The sequence below is a fragment of the Macrococcus equipercicus genome, assembly GCF_004359525.2.
Taxonomy (GTDB): Bacteria; Bacillota; Bacilli; order Staphylococcales; family Staphylococcaceae; genus Macrococcus; species Macrococcus equipercicus.
The window spans coordinates 63,901-85,746 of record NZ_SCWC02000007.1; the positions used below are offsets into that span (position 1 = coordinate 63,901).

The 21,846-nt window shown below is 45.3% G+C and carries 26 protein-coding genes; 15 read left to right on the forward strand and 11 right to left on the reverse strand.

Features of this window, described 5'->3' with window-relative positions:
* Positions 1-72 precede the first annotated feature (72 nt).
* Positions 73-1,212, reverse strand: coding sequence for a glycosyl hydrolase family 28-related protein (locus tag ERX35_RS09180; protein ID WP_149459630.1), 1,140 nt, complete (start codon positions 1,210-1,212; stop codon positions 73-75).
* Between the two features lie 79 nt (positions 1,213-1,291).
* Between ERX35_RS09180 and ERX35_RS09185 the strand changes: the two genes are divergently transcribed.
* Genes ERX35_RS09185 through ERX35_RS09195 form a run of 3 tightly spaced genes read left to right on the forward strand, consistent with a single transcriptional unit; the run spans position 1,292 to position 3,094 of the window.
* A complete protein-coding gene (locus tag ERX35_RS09185; RefSeq protein ID WP_149459603.1) occupies positions 1,292-1,849 on the forward strand; it encodes a cysteine hydrolase family protein in 558 nt (185 codons plus the stop codon).
* A gap of 40 nt (positions 1,850-1,889) precedes the next feature.
* Positions 1,890-2,810 (forward strand): manganese-dependent inorganic pyrophosphatase, encoded by a 921-nt coding sequence (locus tag ERX35_RS09190; protein WP_149459604.1) that lies wholly within the window; start codon positions 1,890-1,892, stop codon positions 2,808-2,810.
* 14 nt (positions 2,811-2,824) lie between these two features.
* Positions 2,825-3,094, forward strand: coding sequence for a GNAT family N-acetyltransferase (locus ERX35_RS09195; RefSeq protein ID WP_149459605.1), 270 nt, complete (start codon positions 2,825-2,827; stop codon positions 3,092-3,094).
* A 97-nt stretch (positions 3,095-3,191) separates the two neighbouring features.
* Here ERX35_RS09195 and ERX35_RS09200 read toward each other — a convergent pair whose 3' ends face one another.
* The 3 genes from ERX35_RS09200 to ERX35_RS09210 are packed head-to-tail and all read right to left on the reverse strand — an operon-like array spanning position 3,192 to position 4,815.
* Complete coding sequence (locus tag ERX35_RS09200) at positions 3,192-3,503, reverse strand: DMT family transporter (protein ID WP_149459606.1); 312 nt, start codon at positions 3,501-3,503, stop codon at positions 3,192-3,194.
* Positions 3,500-3,820, reverse strand: coding sequence for a DMT family transporter (locus tag ERX35_RS09205; protein ID WP_246143149.1), 321 nt, complete (start codon positions 3,818-3,820; stop codon positions 3,500-3,502). Before ERX35_RS09205 ends, ERX35_RS09200 begins: the two co-directional genes overlap by 4 nt.
* Before the next feature lie 35 nt (positions 3,821-3,855).
* The gene (locus ERX35_RS09210) at positions 3,856-4,815 is read right to left on the reverse strand and encodes a Gfo/Idh/MocA family protein (RefSeq protein ID WP_149459608.1); all 960 of its coding nucleotides are present in this window, start codon (positions 4,813-4,815) and stop codon (positions 3,856-3,858) included.
* A gap of 85 nt (positions 4,816-4,900) precedes the next feature.
* Here ERX35_RS09210 and ERX35_RS09215 point away from each other — a divergent pair, with 85 nt between their 5' ends.
* Both ERX35_RS09215 and ERX35_RS09220 read left to right on the forward strand, forming a co-directional pair.
* Positions 4,901-6,274, forward strand: coding sequence for an aldehyde dehydrogenase (locus ERX35_RS09215; protein WP_149459609.1), 1,374 nt, complete (start codon positions 4,901-4,903; stop codon positions 6,272-6,274).
* A 286-nt stretch (positions 6,275-6,560) separates the two neighbouring features.
* A complete protein-coding gene (locus tag ERX35_RS09220; RefSeq protein WP_149459610.1) occupies positions 6,561-7,454 on the forward strand; it encodes a nuclease-related domain-containing protein in 894 nt (297 codons plus the stop codon).
* Between the two features lie 148 nt (positions 7,455-7,602).
* Here the strand turns inward: ERX35_RS09220 and ERX35_RS09225 are convergent, their stop codons facing one another.
* Together ERX35_RS09225 and pglS are read right to left on the reverse strand one after the other, a co-directional pair.
* Positions 7,603-8,376: a carbon-nitrogen family hydrolase gene (locus ERX35_RS09225; protein ID WP_149459611.1), complete on the reverse strand. Its 774-nt coding sequence runs from the start codon at positions 8,374-8,376 to the stop codon at positions 7,603-7,605.
* Positions 8,377-8,388: 12 nt separating this feature from the next.
* Complete coding sequence (gene pglS / locus ERX35_RS09230) at positions 8,389-9,417, reverse strand: 6-phosphogluconolactonase (RefSeq protein ID WP_149459612.1); 1,029 nt, start codon at positions 9,415-9,417, stop codon at positions 8,389-8,391.
* Between the two features lie 198 nt (positions 9,418-9,615).
* Between pglS and ERX35_RS09235 the strand changes: the two genes are divergently transcribed.
* From ERX35_RS09235 to speB, 4 genes are read left to right on the forward strand one after another with little or no spacing between them, the layout of a single operon-like run.
* Positions 9,616-11,121, forward strand: coding sequence for an aminotransferase class I/II-fold pyridoxal phosphate-dependent enzyme (locus ERX35_RS09235; protein WP_149459613.1), 1,506 nt, complete (start codon positions 9,616-9,618; stop codon positions 11,119-11,121).
* Positions 11,122-11,125: 4 nt separating this feature from the next.
* Positions 11,126-11,551, forward strand: a complete 426-nt coding sequence (speD, locus tag ERX35_RS09240) for an adenosylmethionine decarboxylase (RefSeq protein ID WP_149459614.1) — start codon at positions 11,126-11,128, stop codon at positions 11,549-11,551.
* Between the two features lie 11 nt (positions 11,552-11,562).
* Positions 11,563-12,423, forward strand: coding sequence for a polyamine aminopropyltransferase (speE, locus tag ERX35_RS09245; RefSeq protein WP_149459615.1), 861 nt, complete (start codon positions 11,563-11,565; stop codon positions 12,421-12,423).
* Positions 12,410-13,258, forward strand: a complete 849-nt coding sequence (gene speB, locus ERX35_RS09250) for an agmatinase (protein WP_149459616.1) — start codon at positions 12,410-12,412, stop codon at positions 13,256-13,258. Before speE ends, speB begins: the two co-directional genes overlap by 14 nt.
* Positions 13,259-13,277: 19 nt before the next feature.
* Here the strand turns inward: speB and ERX35_RS09255 are convergent, their stop codons facing one another.
* Positions 13,278-14,504: an MFS transporter gene (locus ERX35_RS09255; RefSeq protein WP_149459617.1), complete on the reverse strand. Its 1,227-nt coding sequence runs from the start codon at positions 14,502-14,504 to the stop codon at positions 13,278-13,280.
* 99 nt (positions 14,505-14,603) lie between these two features.
* Between ERX35_RS09255 and ERX35_RS09260 the strand changes: the two genes are divergently transcribed.
* The 3 genes from ERX35_RS09260 (at position 14,604) to ERX35_RS09270 (ending at position 18,090) form a co-directional block, all read left to right on the forward strand.
* Positions 14,604-16,199, forward strand: a complete 1,596-nt coding sequence (locus ERX35_RS09260) for an ABC transporter substrate-binding protein (protein ID WP_149459618.1) — start codon at positions 14,604-14,606, stop codon at positions 16,197-16,199.
* An 86-nt stretch (positions 16,200-16,285) separates the two neighbouring features.
* Positions 16,286-17,524 (forward strand): MFS transporter, encoded by a 1,239-nt coding sequence (locus ERX35_RS09265; protein ID WP_149459619.1) that lies wholly within the window; start codon positions 16,286-16,288, stop codon positions 17,522-17,524.
* A 161-nt stretch (positions 17,525-17,685) separates the two neighbouring features.
* On the forward strand, positions 17,686-18,090 hold the full coding sequence (locus tag ERX35_RS09270; protein WP_149459620.1) for a YolD-like family protein: 405 nt from the start codon (positions 17,686-17,688) through the stop codon (positions 18,088-18,090).
* A 51-nt stretch (positions 18,091-18,141) separates the two neighbouring features.
* Here ERX35_RS09270 and ERX35_RS09275 read toward each other — a convergent pair whose 3' ends face one another.
* Both ERX35_RS09275 and ERX35_RS11465 read right to left on the reverse strand, forming a co-directional pair.
* Entirely contained in the window at positions 18,142-18,753 is a 612-nt protein-coding gene (locus tag ERX35_RS09275) for a response regulator transcription factor (protein ID WP_149459621.1), read from the reverse strand.
* Positions 18,754-18,821: 68 nt separating this feature from the next.
* Positions 18,822-18,962 carry a hypothetical protein gene (locus ERX35_RS11465; RefSeq protein ID WP_170234599.1) on the reverse strand — a complete coding sequence of 47 codons (141 nt, stop codon included), beginning with the start codon at positions 18,960-18,962 and terminating at the stop codon, positions 18,822-18,824.
* Between the two features lie 99 nt (positions 18,963-19,061).
* Between ERX35_RS11465 and ERX35_RS09280 the strand changes: the two genes are divergently transcribed.
* Positions 19,062-19,505, forward strand: coding sequence for a hypothetical protein (locus ERX35_RS09280; protein ID WP_149459622.1), 444 nt, complete (start codon positions 19,062-19,064; stop codon positions 19,503-19,505).
* A 6-nt stretch (positions 19,506-19,511) separates the two neighbouring features.
* Here ERX35_RS09280 and ERX35_RS09285 read toward each other — a convergent pair whose 3' ends face one another.
* Positions 19,512-19,988, reverse strand: a complete 477-nt coding sequence (locus tag ERX35_RS09285) for a hypothetical protein (protein ID WP_149459623.1) — start codon at positions 19,986-19,988, stop codon at positions 19,512-19,514.
* 54 nt (positions 19,989-20,042) lie between these two features.
* Complete coding sequence (locus tag ERX35_RS11470) at positions 20,043-20,204, reverse strand: hypothetical protein (protein WP_170234600.1); 162 nt, start codon at positions 20,202-20,204, stop codon at positions 20,043-20,045.
* Positions 20,205-20,327: 123 nt separating this feature from the next.
* On the opposite strand from ERX35_RS11470, the gene ERX35_RS09290 reads away from it, so the two are divergent.
* Both ERX35_RS09290 and ERX35_RS09295 read left to right on the forward strand, forming a co-directional pair.
* Positions 20,328-20,699 carry a hypothetical protein gene (locus ERX35_RS09290; RefSeq protein WP_149459624.1) on the forward strand — a complete coding sequence of 124 codons (372 nt, stop codon included), beginning with the start codon at positions 20,328-20,330 and terminating at the stop codon, positions 20,697-20,699.
* A gap of 14 nt (positions 20,700-20,713) precedes the next feature.
* Positions 20,714-21,724, forward strand: a complete 1,011-nt coding sequence (locus ERX35_RS09295) for an NAD(P)H-dependent flavin oxidoreductase (RefSeq protein WP_149459625.1) — start codon at positions 20,714-20,716, stop codon at positions 21,722-21,724.
* Positions 21,725-21,846 lie beyond the last annotated feature (122 nt).

The following is a 21,846-nucleotide window of genomic DNA, read 5'->3' on the forward strand; positions in this document are numbered from 1 at the left end:
CATAATCGGTGTCATTATTAAATCTTTGCCTGCAGCGCGCAGCCAAAGATTTTTTTAGTTTGTCACTAAGCGTTATTTCTCTCCGTGACTTTCCTGCCGCTCTGTAAGCTCGTCGTAGAAATCTTCTACTTCCTGCTTTTTCAGTTTCTTCAGATGGCTGTTCTGCGCACAGATGACCCCTTTAGCGAAACCGATTTTAACGCGGCAGCTCTCATCTTCACTGAACGTATTATCAATGATGAAGATGTCTTTATTATGGACGCCTTCATAGCTTTGAAACAGAATGGCATACTTGCTGTTGATGGAATGGAAGTGATTATTGTCAATCATCGTCATCTCTCCCGCCTGAACACCCTGGTCAATGCCATCAGCGTCCACTGAATATTTGCCTTTATTGACTGCAAGATACCGGACACCGCCTTCGCAGTCATTGAATGTATTGCCGGTAATACGCAGCACTTTGCTTTTCAGGAACGTCAGCGCATAGTCACCCATCTTATCAAATGTATTGTTCTCGATAAAGATATTCTCGTAATAAATCTCATAGCGGCTTGCATGCGAACCGATTGCACGGTTCCACGGCTTCATCAGCGGTTCATCGGAATTGCCGAAATAACAGCCTGAAATAATGACGTTTTTCGTTGGTGTGCCGTCGTATTCACCGAACTTCGGAAATGAGTCTTTCAGTTGCAGGTCAATCTGGACGGCTTCTGAAAATGCCCGTGTCCCAGTGTCATCGCGGAAACCGAGGAACTTACAGTTACGCACTTCAAAGCCGTCAATCCCACACGCATCGATGGCATGGCCCTGCACAACGTTTTTGAAAGTGACGTCTTCTATTAATATCTCTCTTGCATGGCCGAGCGACATAATCGTGTTATTATAGTTCAACACATGCCCGTACTGATCAAATGTTCCACCTTTAATGGTAATATGACCGTTGCCGTCATAGCCCTTGTAGCCTTCACTTTTCAGTCCGTTCTTCAGCATTGCAAATGGACTCATCCGTCTGAGCACGGCATCTTTATGCAGCAGCAAAGTCGTATGCGCGTAAATGACCAGTTCCTTGCCGATATAATAAGTACCGGCCGGTATGTATACGGTAACCGGCCCTTTCTTCGCCCGGTTCAGCGCCAGCTGAATGCCGAGTGTATCGAGCAGAACATTCTTTCCTGTGGCACCGTATTTTCTTACGTTAATTGTATTTTTAATTTTATTCACGATTTACACCTACATATCCTATATAATGAAATTGATATTACTGTTATATACCCAACTGGAGGATGATTACATGGAAAAAGCACTGCTGATCGTTGATTATTCGTATGACTTCGTCGCTGATGACGGCAAATTGACTTGCGGCAGACCCGGTCAGTCGATTGATCGTGCTATCGCCGACAAATTCAATGATTACGTCGCGGCAGCACGTCCGGTCTTCATCATGATGGACTTGCACCACGACAATGACCCTTATCATCCGGAAACAAAACTGTTTCCGCCGCATAACATCGCCGGCACACCAGGCCGCGAACTATACGGACGTGTCAAAGAAGTCTATGACGCGAATAAAGATAACCCGCTCGTGATATGGATCGACAAAACCCGCTACAGTGCATTTGCAGGCACTAACTTACATCAGCTGCTGGCTGAGCGTTGTATTCAGTCGATTGAAATTACAGGTGTATGTACAGATATTTGTGTGTTTCATACGGCTGTGGACGGCTATAATCTTGGTTACGACATGACAGTCGATGCAGCAGCCGTGCAGTCGTTCAATGAAGAAGGCCATCGCTATGCACTCTCTCACTTCAGAAACACACTCGGCATGACGGTTCATAGTGAGTCATGATAAACTATATTTATCTTGTTAAAGGAATAGGAGAAGAACAATGACTAAAATTTTGACTTTCGGACATCAAAATCCTGATACAGACACGATTACATCAGCTCTTGTGATGCAGGACCTTCAGACAGCTGCCGGTAAAGATGTTGAAGCGGTGAGACTTGGCGAAGTAAGCGCTGAAACGCAGTACGCACTTGACCAGTTCAATGTCGCTGCGCCGCGGTTAATCGACAAAATAGAAGGTGAACAAGTCATCCTTGTTGACCATAACGAATTCCAGCAGTCAGCACCAGGTATTGAATCAGCGACGATATTAATGGTAGTCGACCATCATCGTATTTCCAACTTCGAAACTGCAGCGCCGCTTTATTACCGGGCAGAACCGGTCGGCTGTACAGCAACTATTCTGAACAAAATGTACAAAGAGAACGGCATTGAGATCAAACCTGAAATAGCCGGCTTAATGTTATCTGCCATTATTTCTGATACATTGCTGTTCAAGTCACCGACATGTACAGCAGAAGATGTGCAGGCAGCAGCAGAACTTGAGAAAATTGCAGGCATCACCAAAGAAGAATACGGCCTCGAAATGCTAAAAGCCGGTGCTTCTACTGCGGATAAAACAGTTGAAGAATTATTGAACATCGATGCGAAATCATTCTCAATGGGTGACAAAGAAGTACGTGTCGCACAAGTGAATACTGTCGATATCGACGAGGTGTTCGCCCGTCAGGAAGAACTCGAAAATGCCATCAACGCTGAAACAGCACAGCACGGCTATGATCTATTCGTCCTAGTGGTCACAGACATCATCAACTCTGATTCAAAAGTGCTGGCGCTCGGCCAGGAACAGGCAGCTGTAGAGCAGGCATTCAATGTTGCACTTGATAAAAATACAGCGCTCCTTAAAGGTGTCGTATCACGTAAAAAACAAGTAGTTCCTCAATTAACTGATGTACTGTCATAATCAGGAGGTTAGTCATGGATATTAAACAAGGTGACAATCGTTTCTATATCGGCGAAGGCTCTTCTTTCAAAGCGGAGATCACTTTTGTGCCGCAAGGTGATACATTAGTGATTGATCATACATTTGTCGATCCATCGCTGCGCGGCCAAGGAGTCGCAAAGCAGCTGGTCGACCGCGTAGTGGCTTACGCCCGCCAGGAAAACAAGAAGATTCTTCCCGTCTGTTCCTATGCGATGATCGTTATGGAACGGGACTTATCAACGCATGATGTCCTGAAAAGATAGTAAATAAAGCGCCCAGGCAGCTGCCTGGGCGCTTTATTTACAAGAATGAAAAAATGGCACTTATATAATAGCATTATTTATCAGAATAATCAATATTTCATACTAGCTTTAAGCCGGCTATCGAGATGATAATCAATGTAATCAATATAATTTTCTGCAGGCTCACTTTCTCCTGGAAGAACAGCATACCGACGACTACGCTTCCCATAGCTCCAATACCGGTCCATACTCCGTACGCGGTCCCGAGCGGAATCTCCTTGATAGCAAGCGACAGCAGAAACAGACTTGTCAGACTGAGCAGAAACCAGATGGCGCTCCATTTTTTATTGCTGAAGCCGTTACTGTTTTTCAGCGCAATGACCATCAATACTTCCATGATACCCGCACCGATCAATGTGATCCAGCTCATTCTGATTCAGCTCCTTCCACAAGCTTCAGCCCGATGATGGAACCGATCAGCGTCATAAGAAGCAGTGCTTTTAACAGACTCATGCCTTCATTAAGGAAAAGATAACCGTACAGCACTGTACCGACAGCACCGATTCCAGTATAGATGGCGTAAGCTGTACCGATTTCAAGCCTGGACAGACTATAGGCGAAGAAATAAAATGACACGGCCATGACGGCCAGCGTAAAAATAGTCCACGGTATGCTGGTAAAACCGTGTGCGTATTTCAGCCCTACCGCCCAGACGACTTCCATCAGACCGCCGATGACTAAAAACATCCATGCTTTGTTAGTTATCACACTGCGACCTCCCATTAAAATGCCAGGCCAATCTGCTCTTTCACTGCTTCTACGACGCGCAGCGTGTCAAGACTGGTCTGCTCGTTGTTATTAGTCAGCTTCATCGTTTTGCACGCCTCCGTGAAGTTCGCGACTTCGTATGACATCGGTGGTGCACTATGCGTAAATTCTTCGAGTGTCTCTCCTGCTCTAGTCATCTTGACGATATGACTGGGAGCAGAAATCTTATCAATCGTTATAATGCCTGCCTCACCGATAATTTCTGACGGCATATAGCTGTCGGCAATTTTGCTGAAGCTGAGCACTGCCGTCATGTCGCTGTACTGGCAGAGCACTGTCCCCTGTCCGTCGGCTCCAGTCGACAGTTTTTCAGCTGCTGCATGCAGCGTATCCGGTACGCCGAACAGTTTGACGAGCGGCGCAATTGTATAGACGCCGAGATCCATTAATGAGCCATTACCAAGCTCCGGTTTGAAGGCATTTTCAATGATACCTTCTTTCAGTTTGTCATAACGCGAAGAATATTGATTGTAGTGGAAGTTCACACGACGGATCAAGCCGATTTCATGAATCCACTCTTCAAGCTTTCTGAATGCTGCTGATTCTGTTGATTTCATTGCTTCCATCAATATAACGTTATTGTCGCGGGCTGTCTGGAACATCTCTTTTGCCTGTGCGACAGTTAATGTCAGCGGCTTTTCGCATAAGACATGTTTGCCGTGCTTCATCGCATCTATCGACTGGCGGGCGTGCAGTAAGTTCGGTGTTGCAATATACACTGCTTCGTATGTATCGCTCGCAAGAAACGCCTCCCAGTTATCAAATCGATACTCAATATGATGTTTATCAGCGAAGTCATCGGCTTTTTCCTTTGTTCTTGAATAGACTGCTGTCACTTCAAATTCTGCTGTTGTCTGACCTGCTTCAATCAGCCGGTCAGTAATCCAGTTAGTGCCTACTATACCAAATCTCATGTCGTCACCTCTTTTTAAGCTATATTAATTTTAACATGTTTTAATTTGATGTACACTGAAGACAAAGGCGAATGGAGTGAATGGGATGACTTATAAAGCACAAGTCGAGGCAATGAATACATTTTTTTATACTGATGCAACGAAAGAAATTAAGTTCCGAAAGAAGCAGCTGAAAGCACTGAAAAAAGAAATACAGCATAGAGAAGCCGATATTTTAACGGCGCTGAACCAGGACCTCGGAAAAGGCAAAGTCGAAGGCTATGCATCTGAAATCGGCATCATCCTGAAATCTATCAGCATGTTCTTAAAAGAAATTAAAACGTACAATAAAGTAGAAACCGTCACGACGCCGATGCTGCAGTTCCCTGCGAAAAGCTTTGTCATGCGTGAACCGCTCGGCACCGTGCTGATTATCGGACCGTTCAACTATCCATTCCAGCTGGTCATGGAACCATTAATCGGAGCAATCGCTGCCGGCAACTGTGCTGTCGTCAAACCATCTGAACTGACGCCGCATACAAGCCAGGTGATCAGCGAGATTATCGCTGCAGCATTTCCGCCGGATTATGTAATGACTGTACTCGGCGAGAAAGAAGCGACGACTGCCCTGCTGCAGGAAAAGTTTGATTTCATTTTCTTCACCGGCAGCACAAGAGTCGGCCAAATCGTCTATGAAGCAGCAAGCAGACATTTAACACCGGTCGCTCTCGAACTCGGCGGCAAAAGCCCGACTATCATCGATGAGACGGCGAACATCAAAGTAGCAGCAGAACGCATTACATTCGGGAAATTTATGAATGCCGGGCAGACATGTGTCGCACCGGACTATATTTTAATCGACCGTAAAGTCAAAGATAAGTTCATTGAGGCCATGCGGATGACAATCGCAGAGTTTTACGGCAAAAATCCGGCAGAAAGCGCGGACTTCGGCCGGATCGTCAATGACAATCATTTCAGACGGCTGAGCGGAATACTTGCATCAGCTGAAGGACGGATCGTTTCAGGCGGCAGGACAGAGGCAGCAGAACGCTACATTGAACCGACGTTGATCGATGATGTCACGCTTGACGATGAAGTGATGAAAGAAGAGATTTTCGGTCCACTGCTGCCGATCATCACTTTTGATTCGCGCGATGAAGTGTTTGATATCATCCGCAGCTATGATAAGCCGCTCGCACTCTATATTTTCAGTGAGGACAGTGACTTCGTCAAGACCGTGTTCAAACGTCTGTCATTCGGCGGCGGCTGCATTAACGACACACTGATGCACGTCTCCAATCCATATTTACCGTTCGGCGGCGTCGGTGCTTCAGGTATCGGGGCTTATCACGGCAAATATTCTTATGACTTGTTCAGCCACCAGAAAGCCTATATGACAAAAGGCACGAAGCTCGAAACGGGGCTCATGTTCCCGCCTTATAAAGGCAAGTTTAAGTACATCAGACAGTTCTATAAATAAGCACAGAAGCGACTACCGACTGACCGGTAGTTTTTTTTTGTAAAAATTTCTATAATAACAAATTATAGGGCGTAAAATTTAAAAGTTGCCAATTTGGAAATTTTCCGCATTTTAATATTAAAACATGGTATAATTAAATATTTTAGTGAAAATCGATGAAATCTTTACTGAAAATGACGAAATCACTGTTTTTCATGAATTTCTGCAGGCTGATCGGAGGTTTTCGTCATTTTCTGCTTTTTGATTTTTGAAGTCGTCGCCACTATAGTGATAGCGGGGTGAAGATATGTTCATTAAACTGCACGAACCGACTCGCTATCAGCAGTTTCTACTTGCCGCTGAGCACCGTACAGCTTTGAACGACTATGACCGGCATCAATTATTCAATTATTTAAGAGGTCAGGAAGGAGAACGGTATTTTTACGAGCTCGTTAAAACTTCTGCCGGCGTGAAACTATGGGATATCAGTCTTGATTACCGGAAAGGCAGTCAGTATGACTTTCTCATTTTCGATAAAAGAATCGTTTATCATTTTGATGTGAAGAACTTTACGGGATCTTACAAGCTAGTCAACCAGCAGTTCGTCTCACAGCAAGGTTACGTCCATGCAGATGTTTTGTCACAGTTGAATAAAGCGCACTATAAGTTAGAAGAATTTTTGAAGTCTCAGCTTATTCAGATGAAAGTAGTGAGCAGAGTATTATTTGTGAATCATCAATATGAACTGCCTGACGCTCATGTGCCTGACAAAGTGCTGCTTCCTCATCAAGTGCAGGAAGTCGTGCAGTACATTCACACAATTAGACCTTCACAAGAACACGTGACGATTGCTGACAAAATTAAAGCCTGCCATAGGAATGAGCTGGTCAAGGAACGGATTCATTACTATGCATTTGAGGACTACAGGCAAGGTATACGCTGTGAACAGTGCCGGCAGCTGTCGATGATTCCTGACTGCAAGAAAAGATATATCAGCTGCATTAACTGCCGCTATCGCGTGGATAATAAAACTGCTTTATTGGCATTAATAAAAGAAATGTTCCTCCTTAAAAACGATGCGCTCTCAGCCGCTGAAGTCAGCAGATGGAGCGGCATACCTCAGCAGACAGTTAGAAGAATCATGGCTGACTTGTGCCATACAAGCGGTGCCAACAAAAACCGTCAGTACATCCTTAAATAGTAGGCGAAGTTATGACTGATATTCCGGATTTATCGGTCATAACTCTGCAAAATCACAGGGTTTCTTGGAGTTATGACCGATATTCTTCAGTTATCGGTCGTAACTCCACAAAAAAACCGCCCCTCATCATGAGGAGCGGTTCTACTTCTTAATATAAGTCAGTTCTGCGTGATTTAAGTATCGGTATCGCCTGACGAATCGCTTCGGACTGTTCTATGTCGATGTCAGCTGTTATCGTTGCTTCGTCAATATCCGCTGCCACTATTACAGCGCCCGACGGACTGACCACCATTGATTGTCCTCCGAATACTGTATCTTCACATTCGCCGGACGCGTTACATGCGACGATATAGCATTGATTCTCTATCGCCCGTGCTTTCAGCAGCGCCGTGAAATGAGTAATGCGCTCAAGCGGCCACTCGGCTACGACATAGATGACTTCTGCACCGTCAAGCGCGAGCTTCCTTGTAATCTCCGGGAATCTGAGGTCATAGCAGATGATGAGTCCCATCTTTTGATCATCCAGCTTAAAGGTGCTGAATTCGTCTCCCGCTTCTAAAAATTCAGGTTCATTAAGCAACGGTACTAAATGGACTTTGTCATAGTGATAAATGATATGGCCGTGCCGGTCAATGACAACGGCCCGGTTCCGGAACTTATCACCATGCTTCACTGCGATTGAGCCCGCTACAATATTCAAGCGCCGCAGCCGGGCGATGTTCTGGAGTGCACTGATTTCAAGGCTGCCTTCATCATCAATCAAATCGGCTAATTGCTGAAGCGTGTAAGAAGTGTTCCACATTTCAGGAAGCACCGCGACATCTGTATCTTCCGGCAGCCGATTCAGCCAGTCCGCCACTTTCTTCAAGTTCTCTCGAGGTTGCCCCGGTATGACTGTCATCTGATAGACTGCTGTTTTCATGACCACGGCCCCTTACAAAAACTGTACGCAGACACCTTCTGCCGCCTGCTTGTCATTTTCAAGCAATGTCAATCTGCCTGTCGCGCTGTCTCGTTCAAACAGTGAGACATTACCGCTCACTTCGTGCGCACATACTAAAAACTTGTCGCTCGGCGTAATGTTGAAGTCGCGCGGCCAGTCACCGCCGCAGTCCGTAATTTCTACAAGAGAAAGCTTAGCGCCGTCTTCTTCCACTTTATAGACAGCGATACTTTGATGCCCCCGGTTAGACGCATAGACGAATTTGTTATCACGGCTCATGCGGATAGCTGCACCCTGCGTATTGCCGGAGAAGTCAGCCGGCACCGCATGATGCTGCTCCAGCACTTCAAATGTACCGTCATTATAGTTAAGCACGAATACATCGTTGCTCAGTTCAGTGAATAAATACGCATACTGCCCGTTCTCATTAAACGTCAAATGTCTTGGACCAACGCCTGCCGGCAGCTTTAATGCGCGGATTCTCTCAAAGCCATTGTCACTGAACTTGAACGTGATGACTTCATCAGCACCGAGATCTATCGCCACTGCATACTTCAAGTCCGGCGTCTGCTGGATGAAATGTGTATGGGCCTTATCCTGGCGGTCCTCATTCGGTCCTTTCCCGTCCTGCACGACTGTATCAATCAGCTGCAGCACTTCGCCTGTTTCCGGCTGCAGGCTGTACAGACGTACTTCTCCTGCCCCGTATACTGCTTCCATCAAATATTTACCGTCGTCAGTCACCCATATATGACAGCCGCTTTCTGCTGATTCACGGCAGTCATTGATGTATTCAAGCTGTCCTTCTTCTCCGATTTTGTAAGCAGCGACACCTGCTTTGTCATCTTCTTTCTTAATGCCATATAAATAGTCTCCATGTTTGACGACATAAGTAGACGCAGGCACTTCAAAAGCCGTCTCCACTGTCTCGATTTTTTTTGCTTCTTCGTTCACTGTAAAACGGTAAATTCCTTTGCCTTCGCCTTTTGTATAAGAACCAATATAGCCGATAGTATTCATAATTATCCCCCTCTTGTTTTCTACATTCTATCAGACTATTCCCGCTTCAAAAAAACATATGCAAAATGAAATTTTTTCTTGCTAATAGTTTAGTAATACATTACAATTTGTTTGGTAAAAATAAATTAACAGATATATAAAACCTCTGGTTAAGTATTACTATATTTTACAATTCACCTAATATTGTGGGGTGCAAAATTGATTAAACGATCAGAAATCAAGCCATTGACAGCAATTGACAGCACGAAACATCATGCTACCCCGCTGTTTGATGCATTAAAATTATACGAAGCCCAAAATGTCACAAGCTTTGATGTGCCGGGTCATAAACGTGGTCTGGACGAGCAGTCGGAACTTTACTATTACGGCCGTTCTACATTAAGGCACGACGTCAACTCCATGCCGCAGCTGGACAATTACGATAACCCGAAAGGCGTCATCAAGGAGGCACAAAATCTGCTTGCTGACTTGTATTTAGCAGATGAGGCTCATTTTTTAGTCAACGGTACGACAGAAGGCATTCAGACGATGATTCTTGCGGTCTGCAGACCCGGTGATAAACTGATTCTTCCGCGTAACGTCCATAAATCAGTCCTGAATGCGATGGCACTGGCTGATGTCACACCTGTCTATGTCTCACCTGAATTCGATGTTAAGTTCGGTATCGCCCACAACTTGAGCTATGACAATGTCAAAGCCGCTATCGATAAACATCCGGATGCGCGCGCTATCTTCATTATGAATCCGACTTACTTTGGTGCTGTCAGTGATCTGCAGGCGATAACAGAGCTTGCGCACGCACACGGCATGCCGGTGCTTGTAGACGAAGCACATGGTGCGCATTTCAGATTTTCGCCGCATCTGCCGATTTCCAGCATGGAAGCCGGCGCAGATATGGCAGCGACCAGCCTTCATAAGACAGGCGGCTCGTTCACTCAGTCAAGCGCACTGCTCGTCCAAGGAGATTTAGTGGATAAGCGCAAAGTGAAAAGTGTCATCAACATGCTGACGTCAACGAGCGCGTCTTACCTGCTCATGTCGTCACTCGACATCGCACGTAAAAATCTGGCGCTGAACGGCCCGGAGAAGTTTGAGCAGTTAATGATTTCTCTCCAGAAGTTCAAGCAGGCTGTCAATGACATTCCAGGGTTTCATATGCTGGACGGCAAAGCATTCAAAGACCTTTATCATCAGCAGCTTGATGAATCCAAGCTGACTATCTACATTGATTCAACCATTGAATTGTCTGGATTTGAAGTGTACAAACTACTGAGAAGCGATTACAGCATCCAGATGGAACTCGCTGAACCGAACTTAATCATGGGAATTGTCTCTATCGCTGATAACGAGGCGGTGCTGGAACGTCTGCTCGAGGCGCTGCAGTCCATCAGCCGGCTTCATCACCAGGCAGAGCGGGAAGTCCACTCGCCGGTGCTCAAACAGCTATCCATCCCCGAGCAGGCGATGGGGCTCCGGGAAGTCTTGTATGCGGATAAATATCCAGTCAATATCGAAGATGCTGTCGGAGAAATCTGCGCAGAATCACTGATGATTTATCCGCCGGGCATACCGATCGTCATGGCAGGCGAACGCATCAGCCAGGACATCGTTGATTACTGGCAGTTCATCAACAACCAGCCGATCATCAAAATCGGCACTGAAAATTCAAATCAAGTTTATATCATAGAGAAAAGAGGAAAATAATATTATGAAATTAACGACTTTAGGAAGACACGTATTAATCGAGTACTACAACTGTGACAAGGATATTTTAAAAGACCACGATAAAATCGAAGCAATCATGAACGAAGCAGCACGTGTCTCCGGTGCAACAATCGTTGAAAGCTGTTTTCATACATTCAATCCGTACGGCGTATCAGGTGCTGTCATCATCTCAGAATCTCATTTAACCATCCACACATGGCCTGAATACGGCTATGCATCTGTTGACGTCTTCACATGCGGCGACACAGTAGACCCGTGGAGAGCAGAAGATTACTTAGAGAAAGCATTAAAAGCCGAACTTTCTGACTCATATGAAATCGGCCGCGGTATGGCTGATAAAATCCACAAATATTCTAAAGGTGAAATCGTTGTAGAATCATTCAAACCTGTTGAAGTAGACGTTAAATAAGGAGGATTATTATGTTAGACCTTTGGTATACAGAGAATCACACAGACCATGTTAAATTTTCAATCAAGACAAAATCACATCTTCATACTGAAACGTCACCTTTCCAGCAGATTGATTTCTTTGAATCTGAAGAATTCGGTACATTCTTTACGCTGGACGGCTTAATGATGGTCAACGAAAAAGATGAGTTCGTTTATCACGATATGATTACGCACGTGGCGATGGCGACAAATCCTAATATCAAAAAAGTGCTTGTCATCGGCGGCGGCGACGGCGGTACAGTGCGCGAACTGGCACGTTACGAATCTATCGAGCAGATCGATATGGTTGAGATTGATGAACGCGTTGTACGTCTGTCACAGGAGTACTTGCCGATTACTGCAGGGAAACTGGAAGATCCACGTGTAACCTTATTATTTGAAGACGGCCTTGCTTACGTGAAGAACAAAGAAGACGGCTACTATGACTTGATTCTTGTGGATTCTACTGACCCGATCGGTCCTGGCGAAGGTCTGTTCTCTCATGACTTCTACAACAATTGTTTCCGTGTGCTGACTGACGACGGTATTTTAATCAACCAGCATGAGTCACCGTATTACCCAAGCTACGCACACGAAATGAAACGTGCACATTCAAAAATTAAAGGTTTATTCCCGATCACACGTGTGTATCAGTTCCATATGCCGACTTATCCATCAGGTCACTGGCTGTTCGGCTTCGCATCCAAGAAATACGATCCATTGAAAGATGCCGATTTAGATGCATGGAATAAACTCGGCCTTAAAACAAAGTACTATAACACAGATATTCATACAGGCGCATTCGCCCTGCCGACATTCGTCAAGGAGATGCTTGAAGATGCAGCCGAATAAGCATGTCTATATGAGCTGCGAGGCATCATTCGAAGAAGCATCAACGGTGATTTACGGCGCACCATTTGACGGCACTGTGTCCAATCGTCCAGGCACACGTTTCGCAGCGGATGCCATCCGTTCTGAGTCATACGGCCTTGAGACTTACAGTCCTTATCTTGATAAAGACTTAGAAGATGTCAGCATCATGGATTCAGGCGACGTTGACATCACAATCGGCAATAAAGTGAAAGTGCTGGATGAATTAGAAGCAACAGCACGCGAGATTCTGACTGCCGGCAAACTGCCGTTTATGATCGGCGGCGAGCATTTAGTGACGCTCGGACCGTTCCGTGCTGTCCACGAGAAATATCCAGATGTCGTATTAGTGCAGCTCGATGCACATACGGACTTGCGCGACGACTATATGGGTGAGCCGCTCAGTCATGCGACAGTCGTGCGCCGCATTCACGACATCACAGGCGACGGCCGCATCTATCAGTACGGCATCCGTTCAGGCACGAAAGAAGAGTTCGACTGGAGTGATGCTCATACAACACTCGAGAAATTCTCTATCGATACACTGAAAGACCTGCCGGCCCTGTTAAAAGACACACCGGTCTATGTGACAATAGATCTCGACTGTCTTGACCCGTCTATCTTCCCGGGCACTGGCACACCGGAACCGGGCGGCTTGACATACAAGGAACTGCAGCCGGCATTCAAAGTATTTGAACAGCTGAATGTCGTCGCAGCAGACATCGTGGAGCTCTCTCCACCATACGATGCATCAGGCGTATCCAATGCAGTCGCGGCAAAAGTCGCACGCGAACTGATGCTTGCCATCACTAAATAACAAGAAGAATCCCTGGATGCTATCCAGGGATTTTTTTATAGTGCGTGCCGAACAAGCTGCTCATCATGAACACACTGCCCAGCATGACGATGAAGAAGACGACGAAGCTCATGGCATAAGGATTTAAATAAGCGCCGATAATGAGTGAACCATTTGACAGCAGCTGGGCACCGCTATATGTGAAAGAACTGAATGTATTATAGGACCCCCGCTGATTCTTCGGAATAAGCGTTAACGTTTCAGCGCTTTTAATTGGTGCATAGATCATCTCCCCGCATGTCGCGATCAGCATCGCAACGATAATCAGCCACCATAAATTCGCAGCTGTCAGCAGCGCATAACCTAATCCATAAACAACGAGCCCTGCCAATAGTATACGGTTGACCGGGAAACGTTCCGCAAATTTGCCGACCAGCAATGAGCAGCTGACCACTGTCAATGTATTGGTCATATTGATCAGCGTGAACATGCGGACACCGTTAATGCTGAACCCCATTAGATTAATCGGCGCAAACGACTGGTGCAGCCTGACAGCAACGTAAGTACTGGTCATCAGTTCAACAGTCGCCAGCAGCATGCCGCCGATGACCATGATGACAAAACGTCTATCGCGGGATACAGTACTGTAGGCAGACAGCAGATCCCTAAAAATATTGTGATGCTTCTTCTCCCGTATGAAGCTGTTCGTCTCCTCGATGTACTTTGCATATAGGCCAGCGAGTATCGATGCGGCCAGTGCAGTCATAAAGAACAGCCACTCTTTATGAGTGGTGTAAAGCAGGCCGCCGAGCAAGGCGCCGACCGCAAGAGAAAGGTTAATCAGCCAGTAATCCATGCGGTACAGCAGCTTTTTGTTTTCCGGCGTCGCTGAATCCTGGACGATTGCACTCATGGCAGGCCGTCTGAACGCACTGAAAATCGTAAACAGCACATATGACGCGAGAAATAATACAAGCCAGGACTGAAGAACAGTGACCCACATTAACACAAGTGCTGCCGCTTCGAGAACTGCGCCGAAAACCAGCATCTTCTTGCGGGGCATACGGTCAACAAAATAACCGCCCCATATATTACTCGCAAACTGAACAAACACACCTACTGCCAGGAACAGTCCGGCGAATGAAGCATTGACCTGATCCGTTAAATAAAGCGCTAAAAATGGTAATGTCGCACTGTAAGTACAACGGTTGACGAACGACCCCCACAACCTCAAATGAATATTAAGCGGTAAATCTCTGATCCTCATATCCTTCACCTCTTCTGTTATATTTAACTTTATGATAAAGTAGACTGAATTAATTAAAAATGGACAATATTTTATTTCAGTCTACTTTTAGAGGTGACCATGGAATCATTACTACTCTCTTTTTATAATCTCAGCAAAGCGTCAATCAACCAGAAGACAGTCAGTGAACAGCTGAAAATCAGCCAGAAACATTTAGCACGCAGTTTAAAAAGATGGCAGGCTGAGCAGTTCCTCACTTATACAAGTGGCAGAGGCCGCGGCCATATGACAGAAATTGACTGGCAGTTAAATATCGATGACCATTATTTCCAGCAAGTCACATCATTATTCAGCACGGAGCCGCTTGATGAAGTCGTCCACTATCTGACGTGGGATTGGTCTGAAACATCGAAACAGTCGCTGCTGCTGCAGGCTAATCAGCTGCTCGGTATAGACAGAAAAGACAATGACAGGCTGATCATCAAAAAGCGCTATGCCCCTTTAACCCTTAATCCGCTCGCTGCGAATGATATTAACAGCTTTAATGTACTGAGCAACCTCTATGATACGCTCGTCGAATTTAAAGAAGGCCGTTATCATTATCAGCTTGCTCATCATATTCATGTGACGGAGACTGAAGCTGTCATTTATTTACGGAAGAACATCCGCTTTCACGACGGTCAGCTGTTGACAGCACTCGATGTCAGTGACTGTCTGAAGACGGCGAAGTCCTCTTCTTATATGCACGGCTTACTTGATCCGCTTCACTCGATTGAGACTATCAATAACTATCAGCTCAAACTGTCATTCACTGACTGTCCTTACATTCTGGATATTCTATCGACACTTAACTTAAGCATTTATAAAGTGGCAGATGAAAGCTATATCGGCACCGGCCCTTTTTATATTCACAAGAACACGGACACGCATTCCATCCTGAAGGCATTTGATAATTATTACGGCTTGCGTCCGTTTCTCGATGAAGTAGAGATGATCTATATCCCTGACCAGAAGCACGATGAATTCTCCCTGCCGGCCGGCGACCAGCTCACCGCTCACACTGTAACAGACGGATTTTATTACATGCTGTCACTGCGGGATAACCGGCTGACGCAAGCACAGCGGGAAACCACCCATTACATCATGCAGACGTATTTACGTCAGACGTCCGAACGAAAGAACATCGCCAAGGCTGCACCCACTATTCTGAAACAGTCACGTTACTTCAGCCGGACACCTGAACTGACATCCGGGTTCACTGTTCGTCTTGTTTATCCGAGCTATATCAGGAAGCTGATGAACGATGTCAGGCAGCTGCTGAAACGGCATCATATTGAAGTAGAGCTTATCCCTGTCACGATTGACGAGGCGATTCATTCCAGACTTGATTATTCAGCAGACTATTATTTGCACGGGGCTTTCTTAAACGGTGCAGAGCACTACGAATATTTCAGCTTGCTCTTTCAGCATAAAGCGATGCAGCATCACCTGCCTGCGCAGTATCCGGCACTAAAAGATATATTCGAGAGCTATATCACAAGCCCCACAGCTACCTGGTCGCGGCGCCATATTATCGTTGACCGCGCACTGGAAAAACGTCATCTTCTTATCCCGCTGTTCAATAATCAGAAGACGCTGTACGTCCCTCAAAAGCTGCACAGTGCACGCATCGTCCTGCACGGTTTCTACAACTGGGACGAAGTATACATCGAATAAGAGCGGCCACACTGCAACAGCTGTATTATTTTTGAAATATTTAGATTATAATGTAACTAATCTTATGAAAATAGAGGACTATCACCATGAAATTCTCTGAGTTCCCTTCCAATGTTAAACTTCGTATTTGCTGCGGTTTCTTTGACCATGCAGCGAGTATGAGTGTGATGCCTTTTATGGTGCTGTATATCGCTGACGAACTCGGTAAAGTTACATCAGGGCTGTTATTATCGATCAACGTCATCTTCGGTTTACTATGCAACCTGCTCGGCGGTTACTTTGCTGACCGCTTCAGCAGAAAAGGCCAGCTGTTAGCAGGTCAGATGATTTTTGCGGTCATTATGATCTTAATGACCATCTTCATCCATCCTCATGTCAATATGCCATGGGTTGTCGCCATTCTGTTCATGCTGACAGCTATCAGCAATGCGATGGTCTTCCCGGCACTTGAAGCTTTGATCATTGATTCAACGACTGAAGACATGCGCAAATCAGTCTACGTGACGACGTACTGGGCAAATAACTTAGCGACTGCTGTCGGTACAGCGATCGGTGGTCTGTTCTACAGGGACCACCGCCTGATGCTGTTCATATTGATTATTGTCATTATGCTCATCAACACGTTCATCTTTAAGAAGTATTTAATCGATCCGACAACTGACCGCGCCCCAAGAGCAGTGACAACCCACTGGATGCGGGATCTCTTGAGCAACTACCAAGCGGCATTAAAAGATACAAGATTCGTCTTCTTCACGATGGCAGCCGTTTTTATCTTTTCAGCAGAGTTTGCGCTGACGAACTACATCGGTGTCCGGCTGCATGATGAATTTAAGCCGGTCAATCTGCTCGGCATACATGTCGACGGCGTCCGGATGATGAGTTTGATGCTTATCGAGAACACGCTGCTTGTTGTATCCATCACTTTTCTAGTCGCTAAAGTGACCGAAAAGAGCAATCAGCTTGCTGTACTTATGCTCGGTGCTTTCATGTACACAGGCGGCTATGGTCTGGCGCATCATTTGACGAATTGGTACTTGCTGCTGCTTGTCGTTCTTATCGCGACTATCGGTGAACTGATGCAGACACCGATTCTCTCGGTCTTTCAGGCTAAGCTGATGCCGGAGGACAAGCGGGCAAGCTATATCGCCTTCGGTTCACTCGGCTATAGTGGTGCCGGCCTTGTGGCGAGTTCCGGTCTCATTGTCGGTACTGTGCTGAACAGCACAATGATGTCGGTCTACGTCATTTCTCTTGGTCTGATTGGCATGCTGCTGCTTTATCTCTCTATTCACTCAAACTTTTTCAAGCAGCAGACCCCGTCATAAAAAGACTGCGGAAAACCTTGATACAACAAGGTTTTCCGCAGTCTATTTTTTGTTGTGCACTTATGAAGTTATAACTGTAAAAGATAACTAATCATTAAATATCTTGAAATACCGAACATATGTTCTTATAATGAGGTTACATCCACGAAAGAAGTGATGTTATGATTCATCCTGTTTATGGTGAGACTGATTACCGTAACATCGAGCGGAGTCAATTGAATCCGAATATTCCTTTGGGACGCGGCATGATCAAATGGGCGCCTTTTGCGACGATGCCTGAACAGTATGCGGATATTAAAAAGCAGCTTGAGCAGCAGCACAAAGTAGAACGGCCGGTGCTCTGTGATGACCGGCTTGAAGAGCTCAACCGCACATTACAGGAAGCGCTGCACCGTCATTGTCCACTGCTGATTGAGTTTTATCACGACGGCTATATTAAGCAGCTGCAACTTACCGTCGAAAAAATCGACCACTGGGCTATGCTGATTATCGGTGTCAATCTGGATAACCAGCAGCTGTGCTTTGTTTCTTTCATCGATGTCATCAATCTCTCGCTCCAGCTGTAATCAGTCATAACAAAGAACCCGGTCCGGGTTCTTTGTTATCTCTATAAACATCTACATCCTTATATCTTCTTCGATGATGCCGAGCTTCAATCCTTTAATCACTGCCCCTACTCTTGATTCCACCTCAAGCTTACGGATCAGGCTGGACACTTGATATTCGACCGTACGTTTGCTGACAAACAACGCTTCACTGATTTCCTTGTTTGTCATATCCCGCGCAACCAGTGCGAGTATTTCCCGCTCACGGACAGTCAGGAGCTGATATTCCGGCTTGATCTCGGTCAATAGGTTGCGGTTGAAGTAATAGACTTTCCTCAGCGAATCAATTAAATAATCGGCGGATTCTTCTTTCAAAATAAAGGCCACTGCCCCGTTATCATATGCTCTTGCCTTATATTCTTCTATGTCGTAGCCCGTCAATATGATAAAGCGCGTTTTGTCATATTTATCGACGAGCGCCCGCAAATTGAGCAGCATGTTTATTCCGCTGATTTTCGCTTCACAGAGCACAATATCAGGTAATAATGTCTCTATATAATATTCCAGATGATGAAGTTCCGAGAATGCTTTCAGCACATCTATATCAGTTTCAGCTGACAGTAGATGTGCGATTCCCTGTCCCACCATTTCCTGATCATCCAGCATAATAATCTTGATTCCCATCACCTACTTTACTGATATCTCACTATTGCAGCTTTATATGGTTTCTGCAGCATTTTTATCATCATACATTAAATTTTAGACAAGTTCGACAATTTTTTGATTTTAAGTGCTGCTGCTTCAAGATTTGCTTCACTATATCCAGTTAATACTATATAAATTTTAATTATTTTTACATAGCTTCCTGATCTTGAAGAAACAATGAATTCCATGTGACAGCTGTTAAGATATTGATAATTATCGTCAACATCATAGAGGAGCAGCTTATTATATGTCATAATAAGTTTAATCAACTGCAAAGGAGAAGCGAAATGAAAATTTTTTTACGAACTTTTATATTAACCCTTTTCTTTGTCACCCTGCCCTTGACTGTATCTGCAGCCACGACTAATTCTAGCTCTAAAGATCCGGTCAGCCGAATCATCAATGAGCATCAGCCTGCTGAAGACGTTAAGACTGAAGTTAGCAGCTATGCAGATCAAGTGCCGCCTCAGCTGCCGGTTGAAAGCGGACCTGATGGTTTCAAGCTTCCTGCTGACACGAGAACCTTAGAGACGAGCAGTAACAGAACAAGCAGCTCACACGATGCCTCAACTGAAGACGCACATGAGCAGAAAGAATCATCTTCAGCAGTACTGCCGGCCGCCGGAGAAAATCCGCTGCCGTTGAACGCAGCCTATATAATGATCGTCACCGGACTAGTGCTGCTATTTATGCCTCATCGCCGTAATAGAAGGCAGTCATCCGTCAGGTGACTGCCTTTATGTAATAGTTTGGAGCTGTGACATTCTCCACGCTTCTCCGGTCCAGCTGACGCCCGTTAATTGGTGAAAAAACAATGAGTCCAGTGACCCGTCTCTATTTCCGAGCACGTAAGTCTGCTCAGCTGTCAGCTCAGAGCACTTATGAAGACGCCTATTGATCTCCTTAAAACCCGCTGTCATCCCGACGACCACAAAAGCATCGGGATGGTGCCGGGCAATACGACTGCAATACTTATTGAACGAACTCGACTGCTCATTCCAGCACACAATATCAAGCACTGTGCCGCCTTCACTATTAAAACCGCCTCGCTGTTCCCATGCTTCCTTAATAGACAGTGCCACCGCATAATCTTCCGGTTTTCTTTGACAACCAATCACAATGTCTTCAATACAAGGATGTTTCAGACTCATCAACTTCACCAGCTGGTCAAGTGCCTTTTCTATTAGAGATACATCCGACAATGTCACTGCCAAACGGCCGCCTCCTCAATTCACTTAATAAAAAAGAACTCACCATAATGGTAAGTTCTAGACATTTTCTGATTCAATTTTAGCGATAATATCCTGAGTACGACGCTCAATATCTTCAAAGTCAGCTTTAAAACGCGTAAATAATACAGCTGCTCCACCTGTTATAATGATTGCCAATAGAAATACGATGAAAAATAATCCTTTTAATAAACTCTTCATTCTCATTTCACCTCTTATCATCTGATAATCCTATATTATCATATTAAATTCTATTAAAGAAATGTTTATCTCTTTAGTTCATGCTATAATAAATCACAATCAACCAAATTGCTGAAAAGGAACGTGAATGACTTGGCACATGTCCGTCTATTAGCCGCATGGCAGAACCAAGATATAGAAACTATCAAGACTATACTCTCGCCAGAATTAAAGGCAAGTTTTGTTCTTCCCACTCATGAAGAACTCATCTACAATTATGACCAGATCATCAATGTGTTTAATGAGCGTTTTAAAGAGCAGCAGGAATGGCGTTTTGATGTTCTCTACAAGACAGAGCGCGGGACAGATAACATTGTCATCATTCGGATTTACCGTGAGGATGACCACTATAATCTGCTTGAAGATTCTTCACTGACTATTTTAACGTTCAAGACCATTGATGGAGACCGTAAACTCATCCGTATGTATACCGAAATGGGTATTACAGGCGCTTAAAGGAGTGTTTTCCTATGCTTGACATCACCTTCCCTATCATTCAGGCACCGATGGCAGGCGGCATTATCAGCCCTGCATTTGTGGCTGCAGTGTCAAATTATGGCTGTCTCGGCTCATTAGCTGCAGGCGGCCTTTCTCTTGATACGCTGGCTCGTCAGATTGAAGAGGTGCGATTCAGGACCGCTCGACCTTATGCCGTCAATATTTTTGCGCATCAGCGCACGCCTGAAGTCCCGGATAATATAACAGCTGTGAACGACGCGCTTAACGACATCCGCCGGATATTGAACATTCCGGAAGTGACGGATATCCAATTTTCCAGTGAGCTGTCTATCGAAGACTATGCTGCGCTCTGCATCAAGATGAATGTTCCGGTAGTCAGCTTTACTTTCGGCTGTCCGGATAAGCAGCTGATCTTACAGCTGAAAGACGCCGGCATACAAGTGATCGGCACAGCGACAAATGTCAAGGAAGCGCTTATTATCGAAGAACACGGTATGGACTATGTGACAGTGCAAGGGTACGAGGCCGGCGGACATCAAGGCGGCTTCCTCAAGCAGCCGTCCATCGGTCTGCTAAGTCTTATTCCACAGGCGGCAGATGCCGTCAGCATTCCGGTCATTGCAGCGGGCGGTATTGCTGACCGCCGGGGAATCGCAGCCGCGAAAATGCTCGGGGCGGATTATGTTCAAATCGGTACCCGCTTCCTCAACACTTATGAAAGCAGTGCGCACCCCCTTCATAAAGAAGCGATTAATAACGCCGACGAAACTGCAGCAGTAGTAACCACTGCTATTACAGGGAAGTCAGCCCGAGGCATCCGCAATAAACTGATGCAGCAGCCGGCTGTTCCTTATCCGCTAATGAATCAGATGACAGCTGATATAAGGGCAGCAGCAAAAGTTCAGAATAACTCAGAATATATGAGCAACTGGTCAGGGCAGAACATACGCAGCGCTGAAACAATCGCTTTACATGTGCTGCTGGATGAACTGACAAATACTGAACAGCCGGATTTTCAATGATCCGGCTGTTTTGTCATGAGGTTGTTTTTAACTTTTTAACATACTTTAAAAGTTAAAATTATGTTTATAAATCAGTAATATCAACATATTTAATATTTAATTTTAGTCATATTATATATATT

What these genes read in the sequence shown, in the direction of transcription:
- ERX35_RS09185 (WP_149459603.1), top strand. Translation starts at nt 1,292, where the DNA reads ATGGAAAAAGCACTGCTGATCGTTGATTATTCGTATGACTTCGTCGCT.
- ERX35_RS09190 (WP_149459604.1), top strand. Translation starts at nt 1,890, where the DNA reads ATGACTAAAATTTTGACTTTCGGACATCAAAATCCTGATACAGACACG.
- ERX35_RS09195 (WP_149459605.1), top strand. Translation starts at nt 2,825, where the DNA reads ATGGATATTAAACAAGGTGACAATCGTTTCTATATCGGCGAAGGCTCT.
- ERX35_RS09200 (WP_149459606.1), bottom strand. Translation starts at nt 3,503, where the DNA reads ATGAGCTGGATCACATTGATCGGTGCGGGTATCATGGAAGTATTGATG.
- ERX35_RS09205 (WP_246143149.1), bottom strand. Translation starts at nt 3,820, where the DNA reads ATGTTTTTAGTCATCGGCGGTCTGATGGAAGTCGTCTGGGCGGTAGGG.
- ERX35_RS09210 (WP_149459608.1), bottom strand. Translation starts at nt 4,815, where the DNA reads ATGAGATTTGGTATAGTAGGCACTAACTGGATTACTGACCGGCTGATT.
- ERX35_RS09215 (WP_149459609.1), top strand. Translation starts at nt 4,901, where the DNA reads ATGACTTATAAAGCACAAGTCGAGGCAATGAATACATTTTTTTATACT.
- ERX35_RS09220 (WP_149459610.1), top strand. Translation starts at nt 6,561, where the DNA reads ATGTTCATTAAACTGCACGAACCGACTCGCTATCAGCAGTTTCTACTT.
- ERX35_RS09225 (WP_149459611.1), bottom strand. Translation starts at nt 8,376, where the DNA reads ATGAAAACAGCAGTCTATCAGATGACAGTCATACCGGGGCAACCTCGA.
- pglS (WP_149459612.1), bottom strand. Translation starts at nt 9,417, where the DNA reads ATGAATACTATCGGCTATATTGGTTCTTATACAAAAGGCGAAGGCAAA.
- speD (WP_149459614.1), top strand. Translation starts at nt 11,126, where the DNA reads ATGAAATTAACGACTTTAGGAAGACACGTATTAATCGAGTACTACAAC.
- speE (WP_149459615.1), top strand. Translation starts at nt 11,563, where the DNA reads ATGTTAGACCTTTGGTATACAGAGAATCACACAGACCATGTTAAATTT.
- speB (WP_149459616.1), top strand. Translation starts at nt 12,410, where the DNA reads ATGCAGCCGAATAAGCATGTCTATATGAGCTGCGAGGCATCATTCGAA.
- ERX35_RS09255 (WP_149459617.1), bottom strand. Translation starts at nt 14,504, where the DNA reads ATGAGGATCAGAGATTTACCGCTTAATATTCATTTGAGGTTGTGGGGG.
- ERX35_RS09260 (WP_149459618.1), top strand. Translation starts at nt 14,604, where the DNA reads ATGGAATCATTACTACTCTCTTTTTATAATCTCAGCAAAGCGTCAATC.
- ERX35_RS09265 (WP_149459619.1), top strand. Translation starts at nt 16,286, where the DNA reads ATGAAATTCTCTGAGTTCCCTTCCAATGTTAAACTTCGTATTTGCTGC.
- ERX35_RS09270 (WP_149459620.1), top strand. Translation starts at nt 17,686, where the DNA reads ATGATTCATCCTGTTTATGGTGAGACTGATTACCGTAACATCGAGCGG.
- ERX35_RS09275 (WP_149459621.1), bottom strand. Translation starts at nt 18,753, where the DNA reads ATGGGAATCAAGATTATTATGCTGGATGATCAGGAAATGGTGGGACAG.
- ERX35_RS11465 (WP_170234599.1), bottom strand. Translation starts at nt 18,962, where the DNA reads ATGGAATTCATTGTTTCTTCAAGATCAGGAAGCTATGTAAAAATAATT.
- ERX35_RS09280 (WP_149459622.1), top strand. Translation starts at nt 19,062, where the DNA reads ATGAAAATTTTTTTACGAACTTTTATATTAACCCTTTTCTTTGTCACC.
- ERX35_RS11470 (WP_170234600.1), bottom strand. Translation starts at nt 20,204, where the DNA reads ATGAAGAGTTTATTAAAAGGATTATTTTTCATCGTATTTCTATTGGCA.
- ERX35_RS09295 (WP_149459625.1), top strand. Translation starts at nt 20,714, where the DNA reads ATGCTTGACATCACCTTCCCTATCATTCAGGCACCGATGGCAGGCGGC.